Source organism: Klebsiella sp. GG_Kp173 (assembly GCF_040062415.1).
Taxonomy (GTDB): Bacteria; Pseudomonadota; Gammaproteobacteria; order Enterobacterales; family Enterobacteriaceae; genus Klebsiella; species Klebsiella quasipneumoniae.
The window spans coordinates 1-2,440 of the sequence record NZ_JBEAFZ010000057.1; the positions used below are offsets into that span (position 1 = coordinate 1).

Consider the following 2,440-nt stretch of genomic DNA (forward strand, 5'->3'; position numbering starts at 1 on the left):
CGTAAGCGTACAGCGTGAACCGTCTGGTCATAATCTGAAGCATCCGACAAAGTGGTGTCCACCAAATAAGTAGTGGGAACCAAAGTGTCAGATATGCAGAAAAATATGACTCCCGGCAGGCGTAAAGGCTGCCCTAATTATTCTCCTGAGTTTAAACAGCAACTCGTTGCTGCCTCCTGCGAACCCGGGATATCCATCTCAAAACTGGCGCTTGAAAATGGCATTAATGCCAATCTGCTCTTTAAATGGCGCCAGCAGTGGCGCGAGGGAAAGCTGCTATTACCTTCCTCTGAGAGTCCTCAGTTACTTCCTGTGACTCTCGATGCCACCGCCGTACAACCAGAACCGCCCGCTGAGGACTCAGAGCTCAGCATCAGCTGTGAGGTAACGTTCCGGCACGGGACACTCCGCCTCAACGGCACTGTCAGCGAAAAGCTTCTGACTCTGCTGATACAGGAACTGAAGCGATGATCCCGCTACCAACAGGCACCAAAATCTGGCTGGTTGCCGGTATTACCGATATGAGAAACGGCTTCAACGGGCTGGCTGCAAAAGTGCAGACGGCGCTGAAAGACGAACCGATGTCCGGCCATGTCTTCATCTTCCGGGGCCGCAGCGGCAGTCAGGTTAAACTTCTGTGGTCCACCGGCGACGGGCTGTGCCTGCTGACCAAACGGCTGGAGCGCGGGCGCTTCGCCTGGCCGTCAGCTCGCGATGGCAAAGTGTTCCTGACCCCGGCGCAGCTGGCAATGCTGCTGGAAGGCATCGACTGGCGACAGCCGAAGCGGTTGCTGACCTCCCTGACCATGCTGTAGGCTTCTTTATCCTGGTTGTCGCAGAATAAGCCTGGTAAAATGCTGGCTTATGAATGACATCTCTTCTGACGACATCCTTCTGCTGAAACAGCGCCTTGCCGAACAGGAAGCGCTGAACCGTGCCCTGCTGGAAAAGCTGGCAGACCGGGAGCGCGAAATAGACCATCTGCAGGCGCAGCTGGATAAACTTCGCCGGATGAACTTCGGCAGCCGTTCTGAAAAAGTCTCCCGCCGTATCGCACAAATGGAAGCCGATCTGAACCGGCTTCAGAAAGAGAGCGATACGCTGACCGGTCGGGTGGATGACCCGGCAGTACAGCGCACTCTGCGTCAGACCCGCACCCGCAAACCGTTCCCCGAATCACTCCCCCGCGATGAAAAACGCCTGCGGCCAGCGGGTTCCTGCTGCCCGGAGTGTGGTGGTGCGCTGAGTTACCTGGGTGAGGATGCCGCTGAACAGCTGGAGCTGATGCGCAGCGCCTTCCGGGTGATCCGGACCGTACGGGAAAAACATGCCTGCACAAAATGTGATGCCATCGTGCAGGCCCCCGCGCCTTCGCGCCCCATTGAGCGGGGTATCGCCGGACCGGGGCTGATGGCCCGCGTGCTGACCTCAAAGTATGCAGAGCACACACCGCTGTATCGTCAGTCTGAAATATACGGTCGCCAGGGCGTGGAACTGAGCCGTTCACTGCTGTCGGGCTGGGTGGATGCATGCTGCCGGCTGCTGTCCCCGCTGGAGGAGGCGCTTCAGGACTATGTCCTGACTGACGGTAAACTCCATGCCGATGATACCCCGGTCCAGGTGCTGTTGCCGGGCAATAAGAAGACGAAGACCGGGCGGTTGTGGACGTATGTTCGTGATGACCGCAACGCCGGGTCAGCGCTGGCACCGGCGGTGTGGTTCGCCTACAGCCCCGACAGAAAAGGCATCCATCCGCAGACCCATCTTGCGGGGTTCAGCGGTGTGCTACAGGCGGATGCGTACGCCGGGTTCAACGAGCTGTACCGCGATGGCCGGATAACGGAAGCCGCCTGCTGGGCTCACGCCCGCCGTAAAATCCACGATGTGCACGTTCGCACGCCGTCAGCCCTGACGGAGGAAGCCCTGAAGTGTATCGGCGAACTGTATGCCGTGGAGGCGGAAATAAGAGGAATGCTGGCGGAACAACGGCTTGCTGAACGTCAGCGGAAAACGAAACCGCTGCTTAGTACCCTGGAAAGCTGGTTGCGTGAAAAAATGAAAACGCTGTCGCGACACTCGGAGCTGGCAAAGGCGTTCACGTACACCCTGAACCAGTGGCCGGCCCTGACGTACTATGCAGAAAACGGCTGGGCCGAAGCCGATAATAACATCGCTGAAAATGCGCTGCGGATGGTCAGTCTGGGTCGTAAAAACTGGTTGTTCTTCGGCTCAGACCACGGTGGTGAGCGGGGAGCGTTGCTGTACAGTCTGATCGGGACGTGCAAACTGAACGGCGTGGATCCAGAAAGCTACCTTCGCCATGTCCTTGACGTCATAGCTGACTGGCCGGTCAACCGGGTCAGCGAGCTGCTACCCTGGCGCATCACACTGCCAACTGAATAACACATCCCCGTCAATACGGTTCTCGCTGTACGCTTAC

3 protein-coding genes are annotated in these 2,440 nt (G+C 58.0%); all 3 read left to right on the top strand.

The genetic code is table 11. The features are described 5' to 3' along the window. The first annotated feature begins 93 nt into the window (after positions 1 to 93). From ABLU50_RS16075 to ABLU50_RS16085, 3 genes are read left to right on the top strand one after another with little or no spacing between them, the layout of a single operon-like run. A complete protein-coding gene (locus ABLU50_RS16075; protein WP_004118218.1) occupies positions 94 to 471 on the top strand; it encodes a transposase in 378 nt (125 codons plus the stop codon). Further along, positions 468 to 815, top strand: coding sequence for an IS66 family insertion sequence element accessory protein TnpB (gene tnpB, locus ABLU50_RS16080; protein ID WP_004114612.1), 348 nt, complete (start codon positions 468 to 470; stop codon positions 813 to 815). The genes ABLU50_RS16075 and tnpB overlap by 4 nt, the downstream gene beginning before the upstream one ends. Before the next feature lie 49 nt (positions 816 to 864). Next, on the top strand, positions 865 to 2,403 hold the full coding sequence (locus ABLU50_RS16085; RefSeq protein WP_004181747.1) for an IS66 family transposase: 1,539 nt from the start codon (positions 865 to 867) through the stop codon (positions 2,401 to 2,403). The last annotated feature ends 37 nt before the right edge of the window (positions 2,404 to 2,440 follow it).

What these genes read in the sequence shown, in the direction of transcription:
- ABLU50_RS16075 (WP_004118218.1), top strand. Translation starts at nt 94, where the DNA reads ATGCAGAAAAATATGACTCCCGGCAGGCGTAAAGGCTGCCCTAATTAT.
- tnpB (WP_004114612.1), top strand. Translation starts at nt 468, where the DNA reads ATGATCCCGCTACCAACAGGCACCAAAATCTGGCTGGTTGCCGGTATT.
- ABLU50_RS16085 (WP_004181747.1), top strand. Translation starts at nt 865, where the DNA reads ATGAATGACATCTCTTCTGACGACATCCTTCTGCTGAAACAGCGCCTT.